Source organism: Bacillus safensis FO-36b, from assembly GCF_000691165.1.
GTDB lineage: Bacteria > Bacillota > Bacilli > Bacillales > Bacillaceae > Bacillus > Bacillus safensis.
Map to the genome: position 1 here is coordinate 34,050 of NZ_ASJD01000010.1, position 22,420 is coordinate 56,469.

Sequence of the window (22,420 nt, forward strand, 5' to 3'; positions counted from 1 at the left end):
TAATATGTCTATTTTAACAGAAATGCAAAAGAATAAAAGGGCTATTAAGACGACACCGAGATGTTTTTCTCCTTTTTCTCCTGCTTGATCTTATCAATGATTCGTTTAGATTCAAACACGACAACCCCAGATAAACCGATGAGGCCGATTAAGTTAGGAACAGCCATCAGTCCGTTTAGCATATCAGCCACGCCCCAGACGAAATCATTCTTAAACACGGCACCGAAAAAGACAGCAATAACAAACACAACACGATAATACATCACATATGAATCTTTCGCCAAATATGTAAAGCATTTTTCGCCATAATAGGACCAGCCAATAATGGTGGAATAGGCGAATAAAAGTAAGCCGATTGCAACAATGATTGAGCCGATTGGACCAAGGAAATGAGCAAAGGATAACGAGGTGAGTGCATCACTTTTTTCTGTGACGTACATATCGGCCATGACAATTGTGATCCCTGTAATGGAACAAACAATCATCGTATCAATAAAGACTTGCGTCATTGACACAAGCGCTTGACGAGCAGGCATATCTGTTTTGGCAGCAGCTGCAGCGATTGGTGCAGAACCGAGACCCGCTTCATTGGAAAATACCCCTCTCGCCACACCCCAGCGGATTACGGTACCGATTGCACCGCCTGCAACGGCTTGACCTGTAAATGCATCCGTAAAAATGAGCCCGACGGCACTTGGGACAAGATCCGCATTCATGACAAGAATGATCAGTCCGCAAATGACGTAGAATAAAGCCATGACCGGTACAAAAATAGCCGTCACACGGCCAATGCTTTTAATCCCGCCTAAAATCACGAGGGCAGTAAAGGCCGTAATAATAATGCCGGTGATCCATGTTGGAATTTGAAAGGTTGAATTCATGACACCAGAAATCGAATTTGACTGCACGAGATTCCCAATCCCAAAGGCAGCCGTAGCGCCAAAAATAGCAAACAGCACCCCTAGCCATTTTTGCTTCAAGCCATGCTCCAAATAGTACATCGGCCCGCCAGACATTTCCCCTTTTTCATTTTTGACACGGTATTTCACTGCGAGAACAGCTTCAGCATATTTTGTCGCCATTCCAAAGAACGCTGCAAACCACATCCAAAACACAGCGCCTGGTCCGCCGGCAATGACAGCAGAGGCGACCCCTACAATATTTCCCGTTCCAACCGTTGCAGCAAGGGCTGTCATTAATGCTTGGAAGTGAGAAATATCACCTTCTGATGTCTTATCTTGCTTTGAAAATGCCAGCTTAAGCGAATAGGGGAGCAGCCTAATTTGAATGAAGAGCACGCGAAAGGTAAGGTAAATCCCTGTCCCCACGATCAAAAACAAAAGCGGCGGTCCCCATAATACATCATTGATACTGCTGACAATCTGTTCTACCCATCCCATATGTATCCCCCTTTATTTGTTTATTTCTCCTAAAGTGTCACCTTTTTTTGTATAATGTGTCAATGCCGATGGGAGTTTTTCTTGCAAAGTTTTCAAAAGAAAAAGGGCTTGATATGATAGAGAAAAGGTTTCCGAAAGCAGTTCTTAGGGAAAAGATAGGAGGAGAATGAAGGATGATTCATGTATTATTCGTATGTCTTGGCAATATTTGCAGATCACCGATGGCAGAGGCCATGTTTAGAAAACGAGTAGAAGATGAGGGGCTAAGCGAGCACTTTGTCATTGATTCAGCAGGCATTGGCGGCTGGCATCAAGGCAGCCCTCCGCATGAAGGAACACGAAAGCTGCTTGATGAAAAAGGGATCAGCTATGAAGGAATGTCCGCAAGACAAATCATAGATGAGGACATCACAGCATACGACTATATCATTGCGATGGATGCTGAAAATGTTGGGGCACTTCGCAGTATAGCCGGCTATGGGAAACATCACTTTATTGGCCGTCTTCTTGACTTTGTTGAAGACGACGATCGAGATGATGTGCCAGACCCTTATTACACTGGAAACTTTGAGGAAGTACATGATTTAATTGAAAAAGGAATTGATCGTTTTTTGACGTATGTAAAAAAAGAGAAACACCTTTAACTGAAAGGAGATCAGACGAGATGGAAGAAAAAAATCAAATCATGCTTCGAGGAGCTGTGATAGGAGCAGTTTGCGGCGCACTGCTGACATTATTTCATCGGCCAACGAGAATCGCGCTTAAAGACAAATGGGATGACTGTCAGGAAAAGCTGGCGGAATACCGTCAGGAGCCAGCCAGAATTTCTGCTTGCATGAAAGAAAAAATGGAAGAAACGAAGCAGCTGATGCGAACAGTCTCAGATGATTTGTCATTTTTAAATGAACAAGTCAATCAGTTAAAGGAAACAACCCCAAAAGTATTAGAGATTATTGAAGAAACAAAGGATCACTTTCGATCGAAATAGAAAGATTGATCATTGGAGATGAGGCGTATGGGTTTTATTAAAGCGTTAATTGAACGCTTTTTGCTGCATGAAGGACCGGCAAAATCTGCTGAGCTTGCTTACTTCTTTTTGCTTTCATTATTTCCGTTTCTCATCTTCGTGCTGACGCTCGTTGGATATTTGCCGCTGACGTCGAAGGATGTCCTAAGCGTCATCTCTGGTTATGCGCCAGAAGGAGCGCTTTCGATGATTGAATCCATTGCCGAAGAGACACTGAACAGCCGTAACGGCGGATTGCTGTCATTCGGGATTATTGCCGCCCTTTGGTCTGCATCTAACGGGATTAATGCCGTCGTCAGAGCATTTAACCATGCTTACGAAGTTGAGGAAAATCGTTCTTTCATTCTCGTACGTTTGACATCCATCATCTTAACGATAGCGATGGTTCTTACGATTATTTTTGCCTTAATGCTGCCTGTCTTTGGAAAAGAACTTGGCTTATTTCTCGCTGAATTAGTCGGGCAGTCAGATGCCTTTCTCACCATGTGGACGGCCATGAGGTGGATCATTAGCCCGCTGATTTTATTGATTGTGTTTACAGCCTTGTACTATTTCGCCCCAAACATTAGATTGAAATTGAAATTTGTTCTGCCAGGCGCTATTTTTGCCTCGATTGGATGGATTTTGGTGAGCATGCTGTTCTCATTTTACGTAGGCGAGTTTGCTAATTACAGTGCGATGTACGGAAGTATTGGGGGAATTATTATTTTAATGATCTGGTTTTATTTAACCGGCATCATGATCATTCTTGGCGGCGAGCTCAATGCGCTTTTACATAAGCGTAAAATCGTACCAGGCAAGGTGTGAAGAAATCCGGGCATCCTAAAGAAGAACGAACATGTTCAATCTTGATGGATGGGGGAATCACATATGTCCAAACAATCGAAAAAAGGCGGAAGCAACACGAAACAAAACAAAGGCCATCAGCCAAAGCACAAAACAAGCGGCAGTGCAAACGGGCAAAATGGTTATCATTAAATGAAAAAAACTCCTCTGCATAGATGCAGGGGAGTTTTTTATTTCGACAATCGTATATATCGCTTAAGAATAAAAGCTGTATCAGGTTTTGACTGGTAATGAGGATCATGCTGAAACCCTGCGTTTATCGCTACACGTTCACTTCTGACATGACCAATAGGGCAAAAAATTTCAAATCCATCGACTTTAGGAGCAAAGGTTTCTGTCATAGCTTTGACGATGGTTGTCACAATGCCCTGTCCTTGCGCGTCTTCATCAAACCAATAACCGATATTGCCTAATTGTTGATCAAATGTCAGACGGAACACACCGATTAATTGCTCGTTCAGCTGAATGCCAGCTTCCAACCCTTTTTGTTCATCGTAAGTGGTTTGAGTTGATTGAATAAACGTTTTGACCGCTTCTATGCTATTGCAGTGATGAACCCAAGGCAGCCACTCCCCTAAATGGGCCTTATTCTTTTGAATAAGGCTAAATAGTGAGTCCGCATCATCTAATTGTAGAGATGCCAAAGTCAATTCATTTGTGATGTGATATGTAAACAACGATTTTGACCCTCCATTTTAGTGACTCTCCAGCACTGCCGTCGTTCTCCCAAATCGAACGCAGCAAAACACAAATAATATGACGATGCTGACAAGGTAAAGTAAATTCATTCCTTCAAACGTTTGCACAAAGAATCCTCCGAGTACCGGCCCGAGAATACTGCCTGCACTAAACGCCATCCCGCACATCAAATTCCCGGCGGGAAGAAGATGCTTTGGCAATAAGTCGGTCATAAAACTGATGCCAAGCGAGAAGGTAGAGCCTACAGCCATTCCAGCGATAAAGAAACAGATGGCCACAGCCAAAACGGATTGAATGAAAATCCCTGCCAAAAGGAAAAAGAATGATCCAGCGAGTGTCACACATAAAATGATGCGGCGCCTGCCAAACCGGTCACTAAGCATCCCAAGAGGAAGCTGAAAGACAATGCTCCCAATGGCAAACGCAGGTAAAATAAACGCAACTGCATCTACTGTCACACCGCTCCTGAGTGCATACACAGGGAAGTTACTATTAAGCGTCGTTTCTAAAAAGCCGTAGCAAAATGGCATCATAAAGGCGACCCAGCCAAATTGAAAGGCCTTTTTAAAGCGCTTCAAACTGTTTGTCTGCTCTGACGTTTGCACTTCGCCTGTATCTGGATATGTATTTTTTAAAACAAACACAAGCAGCCAAATACATAAACTAACGGCACCAGAAACAATAAAAGGCAAGGCTGGATTGATCTCAATGAGCGGCGTTAAAAAAGGGCCGGCGGCAAAACCGAGTCCAAATGATAATCCATACAATGAAATATTTCGTCCGCGATTTCTTGATGATGAAGCATAGGTCACCCACGTCTGTGTAGAGAAATGCAGCATATGGTCACCAATCCCGATCATGAGCCGGAGGAAAAACCAGACGACATAAGATTCAAAAAACACAAAGCTAAACAAGCTTAAAAATACAGCAGCGCCTCCAATGACGATTAACGGCTTAAATCCAAACCGGCGAAGCGGTGCTTCCATAAAAGGAGACGCAAGCAGCACACCGAGATATAAGCCTGTGGCATGCAGGCCGTTTAACGTAGGAGAAGTGCCGGCATGTTCAAAGATAATGGAAATGACAGGAAGTAATGCACCCTGTGAAAAACCGGATACGGATACCAGTAAAATTAAAATCATAAAGTGAATTCTCGACATAAGATGCTCCTTACAACTTCATGCTTTCATCGTACAATGGAACCAGAGGGGTTTCAATAGAAAGGTGGAAAAGGAATGAAGCTGACATACGAAAAGGATCATTGGATCGCACTTATTGAGGACAGGCAGCTGCCTATTTCAGGAACAGAAGAACTGGGGTACCGCCCATCTCAATTGCTCACCTCAGCCATTGCAGGCTGCTTTGGAGAAATGCTCATTCATGTATGCCGTAAAAAGCGAATATCCTATGAAGGGATGACGATCACACCTGAAACGACAAGGGCAGGAGCTGTAAACAAAATTTCCTGCATTCATTTACATATCTTATTTGAAGACATCAATACATCTGATGAACAAATCGATAAAATGATCACTCTTGCATTGAAGCACTGCTCTATGGTGCAGTCCGTGAAAGAGAGTATTGATATCACCTTCTCACACGCGCGAATCTAAAATGTATACGATGACGGCACTCACGAAAGAATAACAGTCAGACACATGTAAAGGAGAATGGCTGTATGAATCGTTTATTTCTTGTGATTGTCGCAATCGGTGTTCCGCTATCGGTGATTGGCAGTTTTCTTCATTTCCCGCAGGTCATCATGTTTACCGTTTATTGTATCGCCATTATTGGTCTTGCTAGTTTTATGGGAAGAGCCACAGAAAGTCTTGCCATCATTGCGGGACCTAGAATTGGCGGACTTTTAAACGCCACATTCGGAAATGCAGTGGAATTAATCATATCGTTTTTTGCCTTGAAGCAAGGACTGACGGCCATCGTACTTGCTTCATTAACTGGATCAGTCATCGGAAATTTACTGCTTGTGGCGGGGCTGTCTTTTTTTGTTGGCGGATTAAAATATAAGCGCCAAGTGTTCAATGTCCATGATGCAAGGCACAATTCAGGCTTGCTCATGTTTGCCATCATTGTAGCGTTTGTCATTCCAGAAGTGTTTTCGATGGAGATGGCAGAGAATAAGCAGTTTGTTTTAAGCATTGGGATCAGCATTGTGATGATTTTGCTTTATGTCGCGGCGCTCTATTTCAAACTGGTCAGCCACCGTGGAGTCTATGTTGCTAAGCAGGACAGTATGCAAGGTGAAGCGGAGACGGAAGAAGAAACACCTGAATGGTCTGGAAAGTTTGCCACTGTCATTTTGCTGCTTTCGACGATCGCAGTTGCGTACATTTCAGAGCGTCTTGTTCATACTTTTGATACGGTAGGAGAACAGTTTGGCTGGAGTGAGCTGTTTATCGGTGTCATTATTGTGGCCATCGTCGGCAACGCCGCAGAACATGCCTCAGCTGTCATCATGGCGTATAAAAACAAAATGGATGTAGCAGTGGAAATTGCCTTTGGCTCCACACTTCAGGTTGCCATGATGGTCGCGCCAATCCTAGTCATCAGCTCGCTATTTTTTGATAAGCAGATGCCGCTCATTTTCTCCTTGCCTGAGCTCATTGCGATGGCATCCTCTGTGCTGCTCACGGTGATTTTATCAAATGATGGGGATACAAACTGGTTTGAAGGCGCCACATTACTCGCTGCCTATTTTATTATGGCGATTGGATTTTTCCTTTTATAATCTTTTGTGGATAAGGGACGTCTTTGCGGAAAATACTATGGAAAAATGAATGAGAAAGAGTGATGATATGAAAAAGATGCTCCGCATCATGTTTGTTGTTCTCTTATCCTTAAGTTTTCTATACAGCTTTTCAGCGGAGGCGGCAAAGCCATTTAAAGTGCCATCCTCTGTCGCCAGTATCTCCAAGGAGAATACGTATCCAAACGCGTCACAGGATCAGCCGCTGCTCCAGCCGAGCGAGCTGACGGCTGAATTGTTCAAAACAACAAGTGTACCGATTGAGAATACTCATTTGATTAAAATGCTGAATGAATCCAGCATTTCAGGGACGCCATTAGCTGTTGGATACCGTGCGACCATTTTCCTCGGGAGATGGGCGCTGAGCTACGATTCAAACGAAACGGTCGCCAACTGGGAATACAAAAAAGTGAATACGAATCACATTGATAACAGAGGCGGCAATAAAACAGCCATTGGAAAATACGTTCAAAAGCAGCAGGTGAAAGTAAGCGGCGGGCTCACAGCAAAAGTGCCGAACCCAGAAGATGTGAAAACATTGATGATGCAAAAAGCGATTCAAAAAACAAAGCTGCCCCTCGCTTTTGACACCGTGATTGGTGCAGGAACAAAACGAGATCAGTCATACCACGTCTCTCCGAAAAAAGCAGCATCGCTTCATGCCTATGCACCAGCGATTAACGAAAAAGGTAAGGTCACATACGGAGAAGTGTACCTTGTGCTAAAAGGAAATAAACGAAAACTCGTCGTAAAAAACGTGACCTCACAAGGAATCGGCGCTTGGATTCCTGTTCAGGATCACTTGACGTTTGGGTTTCAAGGGATGAATTAAAACAGTCATCTCCTCTTATCAAAAGAGGAGATGACTGTTTTTTTCTAAGAGGTTTTCTCTTTTTTTCTTTTTAGTTCATTCTTGTAAAAGTCAAAGGCGTTATATAAATACCAAATGATAAAAAGAAAGAAGATAACTTTAGTCAATATCGGTAAGTTGTTGAAAATAAGACATAGGCCAAAATAAGGGATGATCATAAATCCATAATAAGAAAACCACCATGTTTTAAAGATGAAACTCATCTCCTTGAAAATTGTAGACATTAACATCTTTATACATATATTACATTTTTTTGAGAAAAAAAGCCATAGTAGAAGTTGAATGAACTCAACGACTACTATGGCTTAAGTTTATTCCCCTAAATCCACATTATGATAAACCTGCTGCACGTCTTCAAGCTCTTCTAATACATCGATCAGCTTTTCAAATTGTGCTTTCGATTCATCATCTAATGTCACTTCGTTTTGCGGGAGCATTGTGATTTCAGCGACAGTGAATTCTTCTACGCCGGCTTGTTTGAATGCTTCTTGTACTTGATGGAATTGATCTGGTTCAGCGTACACAATCACCGTTTCATCTTCTTCCATGATGTCACGTACATCAATGTCTGCTTCCATTAAAAGCTCAAGCGTTTCTTCTTCGCTTTTCCCTTCGACACCGATGACAGCTGTTTCGTCAAACATGTAGGCAACAGAGCCGCTTACGCCCATGTTTCCACCGTTTTTCCCAAATGCTGCTCGAACATCTGAAGCTGTACGGTTCACGTTATTGGTGAGGGCATCAACGATGACCATTGATCCGTTTGGACCAAATCCTTCGTAGCGCAGCTCATCGAAGTTCTCTTCCGCACCGCCTTTGGCTTTTTCAATGGCACGGTCCACAATATGTTTTGGGACACTATATGTTTTTGCACGTTCTAGGACAAAACGAAGTGCTTGGTTTGATTCTGGGTTTGGCTCACCTTGTTTGGCAGCCACATAGATTTCACGCCCGAATTTTGCGTAAATACGACTTGTACTGGCATCCTTTGATGCTTTCTTTTCTTTAATGTTGTTCCACTTACGACCCATCTTATTCACTCTCTTTCACTTAGAAAATACACAGTATGAGGGTCCCCATGCTGCATGAAATCATTCTGCTATCTATTATACATGAATCAGTCAAGAGGATAGAAGTTAGAGGGCTGAAGTGAAGAAAATTGTTAGCAAATGTGCCCAAGCGTTTCAAGCATTTCATGTTTTTCGTGAGCCCGAGTCAGCTCGTCACATCGAATGATCCTGCCATCTAATAAGGTGAAAAGAGCTGTGACATCTATTAAACCCCCGTCTCCGCTTGCGAGTTCAACATGTACCGTGTAACGAAAACACGCCTGCTGCGTTTCTTCATCAAATAACACATCATGAAAGGTGGGGATCACAAGCTGTGTTGTCATTTCTTTTAATGTGGATAGATGCTTTTTAAATTCATCAAGCGTGGAAACCTTCCCATCGGTCACTTGCTGATAGTCAGGTGAAAAATAAGTCTCCACCTTTTTTACATCGAACTTGGTTAACACCTCTTGATACATCTCCTTGATGAAAGAAATTGCTTCTGTTTTTGTCATTTCATACATCCTCTCTTTTGTTAACTGATTAACTAAATAACATTATAATTAACTGGTTAACAAAAACAAATAAAAAAATAACCCCATCATATATGAGGTTATTTTGCAGGCTGGGGATAAGCGAGATCCTCAAGCAATTTGACATCATGCTGATGAAGTTGTTTGATCATTTCTTTTCGCACAGCGAGGGCGGCGTCGAAGTATTTTTCGTCTTCGACCATTCCCTTTACTGTGATTTCAATCCCGCGATTCAGCTTATTCAGACCCATAATTCCATGAACTTGAAAGGGTTCAATGGCGTTTTGAAATTCGTCTTTTTTAAGAAAATCATGATGCATTTGATTTAAATTGTCACATGCTGTTTCAAGTGCTTGAAAGGCGATATCTGGGTTTTGATTCGCGCTAATTAACACAGATTCCGTAATCCGCATGTAGTGCATGTTATAGTTTTGGATTTGACGGATATCTCCGTTAGAAATGGTTAACAGCTTGCCGCTCCATTCTCTAATTTGCAGAGAGCGGAGACCAATCTCTTCAATGGTTCCATTAAAGAGGTTATTCACCGTCACATAATCCCCTTTATGAATCTGACGTTCATAGATAAGAAAAACGCCTGCTAAAATATCACGAATCAGCGTCTGGGCGCCAAAACCGATGACGATCCCAGCAACACCAGCACCCGCAAGGATTTTCCCAAAGTCATGAAAGAACAGAGAAATGACATAGAGCACAAAGCAAATCGAAGCGGTGTATTGCGTGACCGATTTGACCAAGCTCTCGATCGTTTTCTTCTTCTTGTCCTCTATAAACTCAGTTCGTTTAAAGAAAATTTGAAGGGCTTTGTTAATCATAAAGACAGCAAGCCAAAGAATGAGTCCAACAAGGAGAATTTCAATGTATTTGTTTTTGACCACTGTCAGAAATGTATCGTCCATCTACCGGTTACCCCCTGGCTGTACGAGAAGTAAAATCAACATCTTGATAATAGCTGTTTTTCACTAAAACATTCGGACCGAGGCACTGCACGCTTGGGCAATGACAATTCAGTTCTTTTGCTAATTTTGTGTTCATCCAGCGTGTATAGGCTGATTGCAATGTATCAGTTGCAATGTTTCCAAGCGGCGGAGTATCGCCAAAGTCTGTCACAATAATATTCCCATCAAAAATATTCACATTCAACCGTGAGCGTCCATCAGGGTCATTTCGTACCGTGACATTTTTCTCCTGGCGCAATCGGTTGAGGAGTCGCTGGTCTTCTTCATCTGTGCTGCATGAATAAAACGGCAGGGTGCCAAACAGCATCCAGGTGTTTTGATCACGAATATCAAGCAGCTGATGAATCGCATCCCGCATTTGCGGAAGCGTCAATGATTCAAGGGCGCTGGCGAAATCACTTGGGTACATCGGGTGAACTTCGTGGCGCTGGCATTTCATTTCCTCGACGATTTGCCGGTGGATGTGTTCGATATATGGAAGCGTGCGCTTATTCAGCATGGTTTCAGCGGATACGGTTACGCCCGCTTTGACAAGTGCCTGACTATTTTCAATCATGCGGTTAAATAATTTCTCGCGCTGCTCAAAGGTTGGTTTTCGATCCATCATGGCAAAACCGACCGTTGCAAACTCTTCGACAGTGCCCCAGTTATGTGAAATGTGAAGGACATCTAAGTAAGGAATAATTTCTTCATACCGCGCCAAATCAAGGGTTAAATTTGAATTGATCTGTGTACGGACGCCGCGTTCATGGGCATACTTTAATAAAGGGACGACATATTCCCGTACAGATTTAAGAGAAAGCATGGGCTCTCCGCCTGTAATACTGAGTGAGCGCAGGAGCGGAACTTCATCTAAACGGCGAAGCAGTAAATCTATCGGTAGCGCATTCGGGTCTTTAGGCTGTAAGGTATAGCCGACCGCACAATGCTCACATCTCATGTTACACAGCGTTGTTGTCGTAAATTCAATATTAGTCAGCTTCATTTCTCCGTAATCCTGCACATCGAGATAGGCTTCCCAAGGGTCGTATGCAGGTGTGATCGGACGAAGTGCTGTTTTTTGGTTCATGGTATCTATCTCCTTTTCATTCGGGCAAACGTAGACCCGCCAACAGTTAATTTTAAGCCTCATCACGGTTATACGCAAGAGGGACACAATTGATTTGCAAGGGAAAAAAAGATAAGCTATAAACAAACGCTAAAGGGAGTGTATCGATGGGTAAGGCAGCAGACAGCAAAGAGCAGCAGGTTGATTATTTAAAGAACCGATTAGATATGTTTATGAATGTGATTGATTCATTAGATCCTGAATCAACAGACGTTGAGGATATAGACAGACTGATCCAGATGATTGACGACCTAGAAGCGAAATATGAACGGTTTAAAAATGATTGGAAGGAAGAATAGCTCGCGCGGTGCGGGCTTTTTTCTTTAAATTGGCAGGTGAATCGGTGTATGAGTCTCGGTCTTATTCTGCACAATAGAAGAAAAACCGGGAAGTGACGTAAATGAAAAAATTCATGCTGATCTGTTTATGTGCGCTTTTTGTTTCCATGCCTCTCTCAGAAGCGGAAGCCGTGTCTAATAAGCCCATTAACTGGGGATTTGCGAAAAGTAAAGAGCACAGGCCGCCGGATGCGGGCAAAGAATTGACGGCACTCTTAAAAAAGTATGATGCGTTCTATTTAGGCAACACGAAAAAGAAAGAGATTTATTTTACCTTTGACAATGGCTATGAAAATGGGTACACACCCAAGATCTTAGACGTGCTGAAAAAACATCAAGTACCAGGCACCTTTTTTGTGACAGGTCATTTTGTAAAGGACCAGCCGGGGCTTGTCAAACGTATGGCAGAGGAAGGTCATATCATTGGCAACCATTCTTATCACCATCCTGATTTAACAACAAAGAGTACAAAAGAAATCAAAGAAGAACTGGACCGTGTCAATGAAGATGTGTACAAAATCACAGGAAAACAGGATAACCTCTATCTTCGTCCGCCGCGCGGTGTGTTCAGTGAAAGGGTATTAAAAGAAACAAAACAGCTCGGCTACCAAACCATTTTCTGGTCAGTGGCGTTTGTGGACTGGCATATCCATCATCAAAAAGGAAAACAGTATGCATACGATCAAATGATGAAGCAGGCACACCCAGGTGCCATTTACTTACTTCATACCGTCTCAAGAGACAATGCAGAAGCGCTGGATGATGCCATCACCGCTCTGAAAAAACAAGGATATTCCTTTAAAAGTCTAGACGATCTCATGCTTGAAAAAGTATGGCATCTGCCACAGCTATAGAAAGAAGCCTGCAGAAGACCTGCAGGCTTTTTGATTTTCCCTCTCTGATTTTACGCTGAAACTAAAGAGGATGATGAGGTGAAAAAAGAGTCAAACACTATTTAAAAATCCTAAACCACCCTTTATGTTTAAACCACAAAAGCATCCCCGAGACGAGGAGACCCATAAAAATCAGCACGCCAAAATAGCCATATTTCCAGTGTAATTCAGGCATGTTGTCAAAGTTCATTCCGTACACCCCAACAATAAAGGTTAGCGGAATAAAAATGGTCGATACAATGGTCAATGTCATCATGATCGCATTCATCCGGTTGGAATTCAGCGTCTGATAGCTGTCTCGTAAATCGGCTGTCATATCACGGTTTGACTCAACGATCTCTGTGAGTTTCAAAAGATGATCATAAATATCATTAAAATAAGCATGGCGGTTTGGATCGCTTTTCATCATATTCGTGTTCACAATACGATATAAAAGGTCCCTCATCGGGATAATCGTTCTTCGCAGTTTGAGCAAATCGGATCGAATCCCAAATACTTCGTTCATCAGCGTGCCATACGTTTTATGCCCTTCTTCATCTTCAATTTCATTCAGCCTGTCTTCAATTTGATAAATAATAGGGAAATAATCATCAACAAGCTCATCAATCAGCATGTAGGCAATATGCTCAGGTCCGCTGTTTCTCGCTTTATCAGACCCTTTAAGCTTTCGAATCACACGTTCAACGTACGGCGCTTCTTTCAAATGAAAGGTCACGATATAGTTTTCACCAACAAACAGATCGACTTCCTCAGAACGAAGCGTTTTTTGATTAAGGGCATGCAGCACGAAAAACAAATATCCTTCATAAAAATCAAGCTTGGGCCGCTGTAAATAATGAAAACAATCTTCAATCGCGAGTGGATGGAAATGAAAATATTCCTTTAAAAGCGCTGCTTCCTTTTCCGTTGGCGCATGAAAATCAATCCAATACCAGGCGATATCGGGGCTTGAAAGCTGCTGCAATGTTGCATGTTCAATCAAGTCGCCGTTTTTTGTCACTGCAAGTTTTCTCAGCATGTGCACCCCTCCAGACTTGCATTATATCATGAAGCAGCGCCGGTGAACTTATACGTTTTCTTCATAAAAAAAGCCGATCTCATTTTTGAGATCGGTTCAATGTGCGTGTATGATTGATGGATAAAACCGAGAATTAAGGGCGACGGAAGTTGACGAAACCACCATTACGGTCGAACCAGCCTCTAAATGCCCAGTTGATGTAGCCGCCGTCACCTTTGTTTGTGAAAGATCCATTTTCAAATACCCAGACTCCGTACGTAATACTTCCGTATTTCACAGTAGCAAACGTTTTGACGCCGTTGAAACGAGTCTCATAACCTTGACTTAAGTTAAATACCATGACATTGTATTTTGCGCCGGCAGCATAGAAAGCAGACTCCATTAATCCTTTGACAAAGCCTTCACGGTTTGTGTTAGCATTTGCAGCATTGATTAATGCATTTGCAATACCAAGTACATCAAAGTTAATATTAACGTTTCCTGCAGTTGTAGATGCCTTACCTTCAGCAGCTTTGTTTAAGACAGTTTGCTGAAGTGTAGTAGAAACAGGTGCTGAAGTTTTTGGCTCAGCAGCGTCAGCGAATACTGGCAGTGTCGAAGAAACAGCAGTGGCAAGGGCAACAGAAAGAATTGTTTTTTTCATTGGTCGGATCTCCTTTGTTTTTAAATTTTGGGTCTTCTTTTTTGTAAAATGTGAAACTAAGTGAAGCCGGTCATCAATGAGGTAAATATGTTCCTGCAAGATAAAACAAATGATTGCCTAATCCGCTAATTTCTTTGTTCACCTCCTTGATATGTCATAATTATACAAATATTTTTTGAATGGAAGATATCACCCAGAGGTTCTATTTCTAATTTAAGGAAAATGAGCCTAAAATGTTGAAGGATGCTGTCGAATTTTAGCTGAATTCGACTAAAAACTTTGATCTATCCAAAAGGAGAATGACCACAAATAAGGAAGATATAACTGATAAATTCTTGTACTCTTTATGTTTAAAAGTATTCAATCTAGAGAATCATTCATGCAAAATGAAACAATCACATCTGCGTATGTTTGCAGAAAGGAAGAGGACATGTATGTGGGAAAAACAGCTTGCGGTAGAGCCGCCGTATCATTTCGATCAAGTGCTTAGACGCTTATCAAGTGATCCATTAAAAGCAGTTGATTTGAGTCAAAGAGAAATCAAAGTGCCGATCAGATTAGAGCAAAAACCGTACGTGGTCATCGTTCAAGCTACTGGAACAAAAGATGCGCCTATGTTCCGTGTGCGATCAAACGGCCCAGAGGAACCCCTTCTTTCTGAGGTGAAACGGATATTTGGCATGGAGCATCAATTACACATGATTCAAGACCATTTTTCTCAAACCAATCTAGCGCCCATTTTTGAGCAGCATATTGGAACGCCGCTCATGCTGGATTTTCATTTATATCATTGTTTAATGAAATGCATCATTCATCAGCAGCTTAATCTTTCGTTTGCTTACGAGCTCACGAAACGATTTGTCCATACGTACGGCGAGCAAATAGAAGGTGTATGGTTTGATCCTTTACCAGAAACCATTGCCTCTCTTGAAACAGATGATTTGAGAAAGCTTCAATTTAGTCAGCGAAAAGCAGAATATGTCATCGATGTATCGAAACGAATTGTCAGCGGCTCACTTTGTTTAGAGGAATTACACGATTTATCTGATCTGGAGGTAGAAGAGCGTCTGCTTCCGATTAGAGGGATTGGCCCTTGGACGGTTCAAAATGTGCTCATGAATGGGCTTGGAAGACCAAATCTTTTTCCGATGGCAGATATCGGCATTCAAAACGCAATGAAACGTCATTTTAACCTGCCTGAAAAACCGACAAAAGATGAAATGGCAGCGCTAAGCAAGGAATGGACCCCATATTTAAGCTACGCTTCTTTATATTTATGGAGAAGCATTGAGACAGATAAATAAATGAAAGGCATTTTCTCTCTTTGTCTAAGACGTGGTATACTAATGAGATGGAATAAAATGAAGACAACCTATTAAGGGTTCAAATAGAACGGAGAGAATAAAGTGAAAGAAAAACAGCAAGGTGCCCTTTTGCAAAAGGGACAGCAGTTCCCGCTTACCATTAAACGCCTTGGCATTAATGGTGAAGGGGTCGGTTATTTTAAAAAGCAAGTGGTCTTTGTCCCAGGCGCGCTTCCAGGTGAGGAAGTGGTGGTTGAAGCAACGAATGTCCAAGCAAAATATGCAGAAGGCACAGTGAGAAAAGTGCGAAAGCGCTCCGAGCATCGAGTCAAACCGCCTTGCCCAGTATACGAACAGTGCGGTGGCTGTCAGCTTCAGCATTTGGCGTATGAGCAGCAGCTAAATGAAAAGCGTGATATTGTCATTCAATCAATGGAGCGTCATACAAAGCTATCGGTTGAAAAGCTTGATATTCGGCCAACGATCGGCATGGAAGATCCGTGGCACTACCGAAACAAAAGTCAGTTCCAAGTAGGACGTTCTCATAGCGGAGACATCATTGCAGGACTTTATGGACTAAATTCCCATAAGCTTGTACCGATCAAGGAATGTATCGTACAGCATCCAAAAACGAACAAAACAACAGGCGTTGTCCGCAAAATTTTAGAGAAATTCGGCGTATCGGTCTACAATGAACGGACAAGAAAAGGCGACGTACGCTCGATTGTCGTGCGTGTCGGTTTTGAAACAGGGGAAGTGCAGGTCGTTCTTGTCACATCAAAACCTGAATTTCCAAAGAAAAAAGAAATAGCCGAAGCCATTCAAAAACGTCTGCCTGAAGTGACGTCCATTATGCACAATATTAATGGTGAAAAAACGTCGGTCATCTTCGGCCATAAAACATCTCACCTAGCTGGCAATATGGTCATTCAAGAATTTTTAGGAGACGTCTCATTTGAATTGAGTGCACGTGCTTTCTTCCAATTGAATCCGAAGCAGACGCTAAAGCTTTACGATGAAGCGAAAAAAGCGGCCAAACTGACAGGCAAAGAAAAGGTTGTCGATGCGTATTGCGGTGTTGGGACCATTGGGATGTGGCTCTCAGATGGCGCCAAAGAAGTACGAGGAATGGATGTCATCAAAGAATCGATTGATGATGCCAAGAAAAATGCCAAAAAACACGGCATGAAAAACGCGACCTATGTAACAGGAACAGCTGAACATTGGCTGCCAAAATGGGTCAAAGAAGGCTTCCGCCCTGACGTCATCGTCGTCGACCCGCCAAGAACAGGCTGCGAGCGCACCTTCTTAGACACCGTCAAACAAGTCAAACCAAAACGCTTTGTCTACGTCTCTTGCAACCCATCCACACTAGCAAAAGACCTTGAATACATGTCAAAAGACTACAAAATCGAATACATGCAGCCAGTTGATATGTTTCCGCATACGGCGCATGTGGAGACCGTTGTATCAATGGTAAGAGTGTAAAAAAGTGAAGTAAATAAAACTGTCCGTGATTTGAATACTGGTGTCTAGCTGGTAGGATGATCACGGATTTTTTTATATACTGATTCATAGGTGTCGATCAGAGTAAACCATATGAATGAGGTAGAGGAGGATGGAAATGAGCCAATTCGAGAGTCTAACAAAATACATACCGATGCTCCGCGAGGACCATATCGGAGAATGGGTGATCGATCAAGAAAATGATGGAACAGCTGAACGCCCAATCCAGATGCCATTTGTGAATTATTCCGAAACGGTCCGTCACTTTATCGAAGGTGTCTATACCTTTGCGGAACAACATCAAGAGCTGGAGCTTATCCGCTACAGAGAAATCCTCAAAGAAAATGGCATTGAAGGTGGATTGAACGGTATCGAGAATGGGGACCTCTCACATTTAAATGCGCAGTGTGTTCTTGCACTCATCATGGGGGTTGTGAGAGCTGAGCGATTTAGTGAGGGAGCCATATTCAATTTCTTTAAAAGTGGAAACATGTTGAAGTGTCTTGAAAGATTGGATTGTTTGGAGTAAGAGCGGTGGGCGGTTTATTTCAATTGTTGGAGTGATCAAATGAAAAATAAAACCGATGTAGCCGATACTTTTCCTCCTATGAAAATAGAAGAAATTGATCAAATTTTATTATATGAACTTGATGCAATAAAAATTGAAAAAGAAGATGAACGTATAAAGTTCATTTTACAAGATCCCTATTGTCCTGATAAAAGTCATATTCACAGTGTGTATGTCATTTATAAGAAGTCTATACTCAATTTACTTGAAGGTAGGATTCGTTCTATTCATAGTCATGAATTCATGAGTGCTAAGAAAAAAGATCGAACGATTTCTAAAGAAGATATAGAATATGTATTAGAGATGGCTACAGTTGTGGTTCTTGCAAGTGAAAATAATGGAGTATTGACGAATTATTTTTATAGTGGAAATGGAGAAAGGTTAGATAGTATTTTTAATATATGCTTAGGTTATTCAACAGATTTACAAAAAAAGAGCATAAAGTAAGTTTACAACGATTTATGAATGATATAAAGATTGTTGAACAGATGGGATTGTTAGAAAAACTTTAATCGATAATAGATGTAAATTTACAAAGTAACTCGAATTGTGTGCATGTAATCAGAATCAAAAAATTAGCAAAACCTAGATTTTAAGAAATCTAGGTTTTTTTGCGTAACAGCAGTTATTTCATGGTGACTGAATGCTTAATAGATAATGAATGCGAAGTTGGAGTCTGCATTCTTCAACTTAATCTAATGATAATACGAATGAATATTAAATTCTTCTGTTGACTTTCCCCTTTACTGAAAGGTTTATACTTTGATCAGATCAACAAAACGGAGGAGATCAGGATGTTCAAGATTGGCGATTTTTCTATGTTAAGTAAAGTCCCTGTCAAAACCTTAAGGTATTATGACCAAATCGATTTATTAAAGCCTAAACAGATCGATCAAGATTCTGGTTATCGGTATTATTCAGCTGAGCAGCTGCTTGAGGTCAATCGAATTTTTATATACAAGGAATTAGGTTTTACGTTAAAGCAAATGGGTCAGCTTCTTCGTGAAGATATTTCTGTTGAGCAGATTCAGGGCATGTTTCTCTTGAAAGAGAGTGAGATTCAGCAATTGATCGAGAGAGAACAGCAGAAATTAGCGCGTATTAAGGAGCGGATGCACCTCATCAAACGAGAGGGGTGTGTGGAAAAAGAGCAGGAGGTTATCATCAAATCGGTTGAAAGCAAACGTTTCATGTCTTTTCAATCCAACGGAACTGTTGACGAAATCCCTTCCTTCTTTCAAACGTTTCATCATTTGTTACATCCGCAAGAATTGAACTCTGAGCCGCAAATCGTGCTGTGGAGGGAATCAATTGCTAAAGAAAGTGAGTTCGAATTTGAGGTTGGGTATTCCGCGAAAGCGATAAGAGGCTCTCTGCCTCAGGGCATCACAATACGCACATTACCAGCTGAAGAAACCATGGCGACGCTCTTATTTCATTCAGATTCTCCATTTGCACAAACTGCTTGTGTTGACCTGGCGACATGGATCGAACATAACGGATACCGCGTGAAAGAAGATCAGCCGGGCCGAGAGATTTATTACCCGTTGGCTGAAAATGAAGAAGGAAGACTCATTGAAATTCAAATTCCCATTCAAGTATAAATCGTCTACATTGTCCAAAGGAGAAAAGCGATTATGAAAAATAAAGCCGTTGTCTATTTACTTGCTTTAGCAGCCTTTTTAATCGGAACAATCGAATATATCATTACAGGCATTATCCAAATGGTCGCAGATGATTTACAGGTCACGACGTCAGCTGCTGGTTTATTGGTCACATCATTAGCGCTCTCAGCAGCAATCGGCGCGCCGATTGTCATTGCACTGACCATCAATATCGACCGCAGAAAAATATTATCATGGATGCTGATCATTTTTACTTTAAGTAATATCATCACAAGTGTCAGCCATTCGTTTGAAATGGTGCTGATGACTAGGGTTTTACAAGGAATTAGTGGGGGGACGGCCATTGTGGTGGCAATGGCTGTGGCTACTCGCCTTGTCGAACGAGAAAAAAGAGGAACAGCGATTGGCATCATTTTAATGGGATTAAGCAGCTCCTTAGTTTTAGGTGTTCCAATCGGGACATTTCTAAGCAGCATGATTGGATGGAAAGCATTATTCGCAGCTATTGGATTGATCACGCTCATTCCGCTGATTGTTGTGTATAGGCGCATCCCTTCTATGAAAGAACAAGAACCGGTGACGCTAGGTATGCAATTATCGATATTAAAAGATAAGAGAATTTTGCTTGCGGTGGCAGTTACACTCTTTTATGTAGGCGGATATTCCACTTTATTTACCTATTTAACGCCCTTCCTGCAAGAATCAGCAAACCTTAGCATAACAGAAATCAGCGGCATTTTATTACTAGCGGGAATATGCAGCTTTTTGGGCTCCAGTCTTGGAGGGGTTGCAGCAGATAAAAAAGGCCCAACATTCACGATTTTCTCCGGAATTATTCTACAAATCATCATGCTTATGCTGCTGGCATTTGTGACAGGGAATCTCGTGGTCATGGTGGTGGTGATCATGATATGGATGATTGCTACATGGAGCACATCGCCAGCTCAGCAGCTGTATCTCGTCACACTTGTACCCAAATCTCCTGATATCGCATTAAGTGTCAATACATCATTTATTCAATTCGGATTTGCTTTAGGCTCGGGGTTAGGAGGGCTTGTATTGAGCAGGACATCTATATTGCACCTGAGCTGGATTAGTGCTGGAACGGTTCTTCTCGCTTTACTCATGACCATCTTGATGGTGGCGTTTGACAGAATCTCTCAGCAGAAGAGTTTGAAGGTGATGGAGCAAGGTAGGTAATATAGTTTTACTTTTATCTATTGTGTATAAAAACAGAATATGTTTGATTATAAGAGTCGAGGAGATACATTCCTAGGCTCTTTTTACCTTCACTTTGGGACAGCATCAACTTGATGACATTTTGCAAATTACTATGGGATAATAGACAAACTATTCAAAAAATACAAACAAATCTATTGTCCATATTTTAGCTCAAGGAAATGGTGATATGAAGAATTGTTTTTGGCATTTAAATGATGTATGTTCCGGCAGCAGTTTTATTAGTCATTATAAATAATTAGTCAGAGAGGAAGTGCATAATAGATACTTATATTTATAAATAATTTTGTAGCTTAGCTTATTGAATTACCAAGTAGGTTATTGCAATAATATATTTAGTATAAATAGTTATATAATTTAAAATTGTATATTTATTATGTTGAATCATTAAGAAATGATTTATTTGAAGGTACAAGTTATTTGTTCTTTGGAGACGCACCTGTTTTTCAATTAGAAGAGATTCCTATTCCTGAAGTGAAACCCATGCATGTTTTAATTCAGGTAAAGGCTGCAAGTTTAAATCCCTTTGATAAAACAATACGCCGTGGAGTTTGTGCTAAATTTGCTCTCTGAATTTCCAGCTGTTTTACATGGCGATGTAGCTGGTATTATTACAAAAATCGGAGAAGGAGTTACTGATTTTGAAGTTGGTGATGAAGTATATAATACGGTTTTGCAAGTTTTGTTAAAGATACGAGTAGTGCTTTAGCAGAATAAATGCAGGGAGATACTAGATTTTAATTCACGGTGGTGCAGGGAATGTCACTATTCAGTTGGCAAAATGGATTGATGCAAAGGTATATACAATGGTATCTTCACCAGAAAAAGCTCGAATTGTGGAACAGTTTGAGCCAATGTTGCATCAATTATAAAGAATTGTGCGTACAAGACTATGTGAAAATGTATACGGATGGTAAAGAATTTATATATTTTCAATTCCGTAGACCGTAAAAACCTTGAGAATTCGATTGAGATAGCTTCTTTATATGGAACACTTGTGGTTAAGTCAAGACTAAAACCTTAGTCCATTTCTTTTAAAATCGTTGAATTTCCTTTGTATTCATAGAGATTTTTATAGATTAAATTGTTCATGTTATACTATTTAAAATGTTCGAGAGGTGATAATGTGGCAAATTATGTTTTTAGAGATGAAGAAAGAAAAAATGTATTATATGCAAATAACGTAAATAAAGAAGATAAATCTACTAGATTTTATTGTCCTAATCCTATTTGTGAAGCATACATGTTTATTTGCGGCATAGATGGCTCATCATCAGCCTATTTCAGAGCTACTCATAAAGAACACGGCCATATAGAAGGGTGCTCTTTTCGTGTTTCAAATAATTTTAATTCAGAAAGGCACGACGAAACTTCTTTTGATTTTGAAAAAGCTATGCAGGCTCTATTGGAACCGACTAAACAAATTAAGAAATCTAAAAAAACGAATTTACATAAAGCTGGAACACCGAACAAAACAGTACTAAGAACAATACGTCAAATCTATGACATGTGTAAAGCACATAAATGCTCCGATACATATAACGGGTTACAAATTGGGCGCATGCTTTTAGATGATAGAAGTTTATATATGTATCCAAAAGGAATCTTTGGATATAAACTTATTGAAGCGAAAGTATCCGGATACTTTTATGATACCAATAACCAAACTATAACGTTATGTACACCAAGGAAAGATGAAAAATATAAGTTATTGTTGAAATTCAGTGATAAAGAGCTTTTTTTAAAGATGCGTGAAAAATTATTTAACAATCGTGATAAAATTGTGCTCGTAAGCGGAAATTGGCTACAAAGTGAATTATCCAATACGTTTATTACTAGTATAAACTCAAAAAGGCAATACCATATAATCATGAAATAAGGTAAGGGAACGCTCCCTTACCTTTTACCATTTGTAAACGCACTTATTGGACACAGCGGATTGGTATTCATGGTATAGAGTGTTCTCTGAATTTTGTTTAGACGAAGTTTGCTTAATATGCTGTTCTCGCTAA

Annotated in this window: 25 protein-coding genes; 16 read left to right on the plus strand and 9 right to left on the minus strand. The window is 41.0% G+C overall.

Annotated elements, in window-relative coordinates:
• Window positions 1-44 precede the first annotated feature (44 nt).
• Window positions 45-1,400 (minus strand): alanine/glycine:cation symporter family protein, encoded by a 1,356-nt coding sequence (locus tag BA81_RS16165; protein WP_034283694.1) that lies wholly within the window; start codon window positions 1,398-1,400, stop codon window positions 45-47.
• 173 nt (window positions 1,401-1,573) lie between these two features.
• On the opposite strand from BA81_RS16165, the gene BA81_RS16170 reads away from it, so the two are divergent.
• Genes BA81_RS16170 through BA81_RS16180 form a run of 3 tightly spaced genes read left to right on the plus strand, consistent with a single transcriptional unit; the run spans window position 1,574 to window position 3,234 of the window.
• Complete coding sequence (locus BA81_RS16170) at window positions 1,574-2,044, plus strand: low molecular weight protein-tyrosine-phosphatase (RefSeq protein ID WP_024425273.1); 471 nt, start codon at window positions 1,574-1,576, stop codon at window positions 2,042-2,044.
• A gap of 20 nt (window positions 2,045-2,064) precedes the next feature.
• Window positions 2,065-2,388 (plus strand): YtxH domain-containing protein, encoded by a 324-nt coding sequence (locus tag BA81_RS16175; RefSeq protein ID WP_034283695.1) that lies wholly within the window; start codon window positions 2,065-2,067, stop codon window positions 2,386-2,388.
• A gap of 27 nt (window positions 2,389-2,415) precedes the next feature.
• Entirely contained in the window at window positions 2,416-3,234 is an 819-nt protein-coding gene (locus BA81_RS16180; RefSeq protein ID WP_034283696.1) for a YihY/virulence factor BrkB family protein, read from the plus strand.
• 209 nt (window positions 3,235-3,443) lie between these two features.
• On the opposite strand, the gene BA81_RS16185 is transcribed toward BA81_RS16180, so the two are convergent.
• Together BA81_RS16185 and BA81_RS16190 are read right to left on the minus strand one after the other, a co-directional pair.
• Window positions 3,444-3,950, minus strand: coding sequence for a GNAT family N-acetyltransferase (locus BA81_RS16185; protein WP_034283697.1), 507 nt, complete (start codon window positions 3,948-3,950; stop codon window positions 3,444-3,446).
• Between the two features lie 18 nt (window positions 3,951-3,968).
• The gene (locus BA81_RS16190) at window positions 3,969-5,132 is read right to left on the minus strand and encodes an MFS transporter (protein ID WP_034283698.1); all 1,164 of its coding nucleotides are present in this window, start codon (window positions 5,130-5,132) and stop codon (window positions 3,969-3,971) included.
• Window positions 5,133-5,207: 75 nt separating this feature from the next.
• Between BA81_RS16190 and BA81_RS16195 the strand changes: the two genes are divergently transcribed.
• The 3 genes from BA81_RS16195 to BA81_RS16205 all read left to right on the plus strand — a co-directional run bounded on the left by BA81_RS16195 (window position 5,208) and on the right by BA81_RS16205 (window position 7,568).
• On the plus strand, window positions 5,208-5,585 hold the full coding sequence (locus BA81_RS16195) for an OsmC family protein (protein WP_034283699.1): 378 nt from the start codon (window positions 5,208-5,210) through the stop codon (window positions 5,583-5,585).
• A gap of 65 nt (window positions 5,586-5,650) precedes the next feature.
• Window positions 5,651-6,718: a calcium/proton exchanger gene (gene cax / locus BA81_RS16200; protein WP_034283700.1), complete on the plus strand. Its 1,068-nt coding sequence runs from the start codon at window positions 5,651-5,653 to the stop codon at window positions 6,716-6,718.
• 67 nt (window positions 6,719-6,785) lie between these two features.
• Complete coding sequence (locus BA81_RS16205) at window positions 6,786-7,568, plus strand: YfkD famly protein (RefSeq protein ID WP_034283701.1); 783 nt, start codon at window positions 6,786-6,788, stop codon at window positions 7,566-7,568.
• A 350-nt stretch (window positions 7,569-7,918) separates the two neighbouring features.
• On the opposite strand, the gene BA81_RS16210 is transcribed toward BA81_RS16205, so the two are convergent.
• The 4 genes from BA81_RS16210 to yfkAB form a co-directional block, all read right to left on the minus strand.
• Window positions 7,919-8,638 carry a YebC/PmpR family DNA-binding transcriptional regulator gene (locus BA81_RS16210; protein WP_034283703.1) on the minus strand — a complete coding sequence of 240 codons (720 nt, stop codon included), beginning with the start codon at window positions 8,636-8,638 and terminating at the stop codon, window positions 7,919-7,921.
• Window positions 8,639-8,769: 131 nt separating this feature from the next.
• Window positions 8,770-9,171, minus strand: a complete 402-nt coding sequence (locus BA81_RS16215; RefSeq protein WP_034283705.1) for a nuclear transport factor 2 family protein — start codon at window positions 9,169-9,171, stop codon at window positions 8,770-8,772.
• A gap of 98 nt (window positions 9,172-9,269) precedes the next feature.
• Window positions 9,270-10,106 (minus strand): mechanosensitive ion channel family protein, encoded by an 837-nt coding sequence (locus BA81_RS16220; protein ID WP_024425846.1) that lies wholly within the window; start codon window positions 10,104-10,106, stop codon window positions 9,270-9,272.
• Between the two features lie 7 nt (window positions 10,107-10,113).
• Complete coding sequence (gene yfkAB, locus BA81_RS16225; protein ID WP_024425845.1) at window positions 10,114-11,235, minus strand: radical SAM/CxCxxxxC motif protein YfkAB; 1,122 nt, start codon at window positions 11,233-11,235, stop codon at window positions 10,114-10,116.
• Window positions 11,236-11,381: 146 nt separating this feature from the next.
• Between yfkAB and BA81_RS16230 the strand changes: the two genes are divergently transcribed.
• Together BA81_RS16230 and pdaA are read left to right on the plus strand one after the other, a co-directional pair.
• A complete protein-coding gene (locus BA81_RS16230) occupies window positions 11,382-11,573 on the plus strand; it encodes an SE1561 family protein (RefSeq protein WP_012009274.1) in 192 nt (63 codons plus the stop codon).
• 101 nt (window positions 11,574-11,674) lie between these two features.
• A complete protein-coding gene (pdaA, locus tag BA81_RS16235; protein ID WP_034283706.1) occupies window positions 11,675-12,466 on the plus strand; it encodes a delta-lactam-biosynthetic de-N-acetylase in 792 nt (263 codons plus the stop codon).
• 97 nt (window positions 12,467-12,563) lie between these two features.
• On the opposite strand, the gene corA is transcribed toward pdaA, so the two are convergent.
• Window positions 12,564-13,523: a magnesium/cobalt transporter CorA gene (corA, locus tag BA81_RS16240; RefSeq protein ID WP_034283707.1), complete on the minus strand. Its 960-nt coding sequence runs from the start codon at window positions 13,521-13,523 to the stop codon at window positions 12,564-12,566.
• Between the two features lie 133 nt (window positions 13,524-13,656).
• Complete coding sequence (locus tag BA81_RS16245) at window positions 13,657-14,166, minus strand: hypothetical protein (RefSeq protein ID WP_024425256.1); 510 nt, start codon at window positions 14,164-14,166, stop codon at window positions 13,657-13,659.
• 434 nt (window positions 14,167-14,600) lie between these two features.
• On the opposite strand from BA81_RS16245, the gene BA81_RS16250 reads away from it, so the two are divergent.
• From BA81_RS16250 to BA81_RS16285, 8 genes are all read left to right on the plus strand, one after another.
• The gene (locus tag BA81_RS16250; RefSeq protein ID WP_034283708.1) at window positions 14,601-15,470 is read left to right on the plus strand and encodes a DNA-3-methyladenine glycosylase family protein; all 870 of its coding nucleotides are present in this window, start codon (window positions 14,601-14,603) and stop codon (window positions 15,468-15,470) included.
• Window positions 15,471-15,572: 102 nt separating this feature from the next.
• Complete coding sequence (gene rlmD / locus BA81_RS16255; RefSeq protein ID WP_034283710.1) at window positions 15,573-16,958, plus strand: 23S rRNA (uracil(1939)-C(5))-methyltransferase RlmD; 1,386 nt, start codon at window positions 15,573-15,575, stop codon at window positions 16,956-16,958.
• A 136-nt stretch (window positions 16,959-17,094) separates the two neighbouring features.
• On the plus strand, window positions 17,095-17,505 hold the full coding sequence (locus BA81_RS16260; RefSeq protein ID WP_034283711.1) for a DUF6508 domain-containing protein: 411 nt from the start codon (window positions 17,095-17,097) through the stop codon (window positions 17,503-17,505).
• Window positions 17,506-17,544: 39 nt separating this feature from the next.
• Complete coding sequence (locus BA81_RS16265; RefSeq protein WP_227001705.1) at window positions 17,545-17,991, plus strand: hypothetical protein; 447 nt, start codon at window positions 17,545-17,547, stop codon at window positions 17,989-17,991.
• 347 nt (window positions 17,992-18,338) lie between these two features.
• Window positions 18,339-19,148 (plus strand): MerR family transcriptional regulator, encoded by an 810-nt coding sequence (locus tag BA81_RS16270; RefSeq protein ID WP_034283712.1) that lies wholly within the window; start codon window positions 18,339-18,341, stop codon window positions 19,146-19,148.
• 33 nt (window positions 19,149-19,181) lie between these two features.
• Window positions 19,182-20,369, plus strand: coding sequence for an MFS transporter (locus BA81_RS16275; RefSeq protein ID WP_034283713.1), 1,188 nt, complete (start codon window positions 19,182-19,184; stop codon window positions 20,367-20,369).
• Window positions 20,370-20,961: 592 nt separating this feature from the next.
• On the plus strand, window positions 20,962-21,117 hold the full coding sequence (locus BA81_RS20220; protein ID WP_411859209.1) for an alcohol dehydrogenase catalytic domain-containing protein: 156 nt from the start codon (window positions 20,962-20,964) through the stop codon (window positions 21,115-21,117).
• Window positions 21,118-21,534: 417 nt separating this feature from the next.
• Window positions 21,535-22,287 (plus strand): hypothetical protein, encoded by a 753-nt coding sequence (locus tag BA81_RS16285; protein WP_034283715.1) that lies wholly within the window; start codon window positions 21,535-21,537, stop codon window positions 22,285-22,287.
• Window positions 22,288-22,420 lie beyond the last annotated feature (133 nt).

Bases quoted from the DNA above. Each gene is read 5' to 3' on its own strand.
- BA81_RS16165 (WP_034283694.1), bottom strand. From the start codon at position 1,400: ATGGGATGGGTAGAACAGATTGTCAGCAGTATCAATGATGTATTATGG.
- BA81_RS16170 (WP_024425273.1), top strand. From the start codon at position 1,574: ATGATTCATGTATTATTCGTATGTCTTGGCAATATTTGCAGATCACCG.
- BA81_RS16175 (WP_034283695.1), top strand. From the start codon at position 2,065: ATGGAAGAAAAAAATCAAATCATGCTTCGAGGAGCTGTGATAGGAGCA.
- BA81_RS16180 (WP_034283696.1), top strand. From the start codon at position 2,416: ATGGGTTTTATTAAAGCGTTAATTGAACGCTTTTTGCTGCATGAAGGA.
- BA81_RS16190 (WP_034283698.1), bottom strand. From the start codon at position 5,132: ATGTCGAGAATTCACTTTATGATTTTAATTTTACTGGTATCCGTATCC.
- BA81_RS16195 (WP_034283699.1), top strand. From the start codon at position 5,208: ATGAAGCTGACATACGAAAAGGATCATTGGATCGCACTTATTGAGGAC.
- cax (WP_034283700.1), top strand. From the start codon at position 5,651: ATGAATCGTTTATTTCTTGTGATTGTCGCAATCGGTGTTCCGCTATCG.
- BA81_RS16205 (WP_034283701.1), top strand. From the start codon at position 6,786: ATGAAAAAGATGCTCCGCATCATGTTTGTTGTTCTCTTATCCTTAAGT.
- BA81_RS16210 (WP_034283703.1), bottom strand. From the start codon at position 8,638: ATGGGTCGTAAGTGGAACAACATTAAAGAAAAGAAAGCATCAAAGGAT.
- BA81_RS16215 (WP_034283705.1), bottom strand. From the start codon at position 9,171: ATGACAAAAACAGAAGCAATTTCTTTCATCAAGGAGATGTATCAAGAG.
- BA81_RS16220 (WP_024425846.1), bottom strand. From the start codon at position 10,106: ATGGACGATACATTTCTGACAGTGGTCAAAAACAAATACATTGAAATT.
- yfkAB (WP_024425845.1), bottom strand. From the start codon at position 11,235: ATGAACCAAAAAACAGCACTTCGTCCGATCACACCTGCATACGACCCT.
- BA81_RS16230 (WP_012009274.1), top strand. From the start codon at position 11,382: ATGGGTAAGGCAGCAGACAGCAAAGAGCAGCAGGTTGATTATTTAAAG.
- pdaA (WP_034283706.1), top strand. From the start codon at position 11,675: ATGAAAAAATTCATGCTGATCTGTTTATGTGCGCTTTTTGTTTCCATG.
- corA (WP_034283707.1), bottom strand. From the start codon at position 13,523: ATGCTGAGAAAACTTGCAGTGACAAAAAACGGCGACTTGATTGAACAT.
- BA81_RS16245 (WP_024425256.1), bottom strand. From the start codon at position 14,166: ATGAAAAAAACAATTCTTTCTGTTGCCCTTGCCACTGCTGTTTCTTCG.
- BA81_RS16250 (WP_034283708.1), top strand. From the start codon at position 14,601: ATGTGGGAAAAACAGCTTGCGGTAGAGCCGCCGTATCATTTCGATCAA.
- BA81_RS16260 (WP_034283711.1), top strand. From the start codon at position 17,095: ATGAGCCAATTCGAGAGTCTAACAAAATACATACCGATGCTCCGCGAG.
- BA81_RS16265 (WP_227001705.1), top strand. From the start codon at position 17,545: ATGAAAAATAAAACCGATGTAGCCGATACTTTTCCTCCTATGAAAATA.
- BA81_RS16270 (WP_034283712.1), top strand. From the start codon at position 18,339: ATGTTCAAGATTGGCGATTTTTCTATGTTAAGTAAAGTCCCTGTCAAA.
- BA81_RS16275 (WP_034283713.1), top strand. From the start codon at position 19,182: ATGAAAAATAAAGCCGTTGTCTATTTACTTGCTTTAGCAGCCTTTTTA.